Annotated in this window: 1 protein-coding gene and 1 pseudogene; both read left to right on the plus strand. The window is 49.0% G+C overall.

Annotation, left to right across the window (positions count from 1 at the left end):
- Positions 1-55 precede the first annotated feature (55 nt).
- Positions 56-340 carry an LcrG family type III secretion system chaperone VcrG gene (vcrG, locus tag R8N28_RS26875; RefSeq protein WP_318183875.1) on the plus strand — a complete coding sequence of 95 codons (285 nt, stop codon included), beginning with the start codon at positions 56-58 and terminating at the stop codon, positions 338-340.
- Between the two features lie 4 nt (positions 341-344).
- Positions 345-1059, plus strand: a pseudogene (locus R8N28_RS26880) (Type III secretion cytoplasmic LcrG inhibitor); the annotation flags it as partial.

Genomic DNA, 1059 nt, shown 5'->3' on the forward strand with positions numbered 1-1059 from the left:
CTCGAATGTTACTGACAGCGCCAATGAGAAGACACGCTTGAAGTTAGGAATCAATATGAAGCAACCCATTACTCAAGCTATTGAAAATGCAGCGTTAGCCATTCGAAATGCGGATGAAAGAAATGACATTTTTAGTGAGCTATTAGAAGGACTCGGTGTTGGCCCCGTAGCAGGAGAAGTTCTGCTTGGCGGTTTAAACGCCTCGCCGAAGTTAATGCAACACGCAGAGCAAGAACTCATCGAAGAAGCTCAGCGCCGCAGACAGCAACAGCATCAGTTGCAAGGCGTGCAGGGTAAAGGACGAAAGCGACCAACCATGATGCGCGGTATGGTGATCTAGAGGTTTGGATATGACGAATATGACAACAACGGGCTCAGCAACCGGTGCGGCAACCGCCGCCGCAAGCAGTACGCCACTGCCAACGTTTGGACAAAGCCTAACAGAGCAATTGACCCCAATTTTAGGTGATGCGGAAACTCAGCAGCTTGCTTCACTGATCGCGCATTTGCCAACCATTAAAGGTCAAACTGACGAACAGAGCATCGCACTTTACGTCGATACGCTGACTCAATTGAAAGAGAAAAACAGCGCATTTTCGGGTGCTGCGCTCAGCGAAAGCGCATCTATTTGGATGAAGTCACTACAAGGCGCGAGTTCAAACGGTGAAGTGGACGCCGCCGAGCTTACGACGCAGATGAACAATGCATTGGCAAGTCAGTTCCAAACTTGGTTTGCCGACCAGCTTACGGACAAAGTGGATTCGTCATTGCCGACTCAGTTTGTGAGTCAATTTCAGCTTGGAACCGAAAGCACGCAAGCGCAGCAGATTGCAAAGTTAAGCGCTGAAGAGCTGAAATCAGCGACTGGGGATATTGCCTCATTTGTTGATGATTTGGCGCGTCAAATGAGTTCTAGCGTAGTTCGTGAGAGCGCATCTTCGTTCCTTCGCAATGCGTTTGCTCATTTGCCATCGATGAATCTGGCACAGCTCCAAGCATCTGATTTTCTGCTAACCGAAGCGAATTTTGTTACGAACGTCTCGACGCAATTGCAGAACG

It is taken from the genome of Vibrio sp. Vb1554 (genome assembly GCF_033344235.1).

Coding starts and splice junctions, on each gene's coding strand:
- vcrG (WP_318183875.1), top strand. CDS start 56: ATGAAGCAACCCATTACTCAAGCTATTGAAAATGCAGCGTTAGCCATT.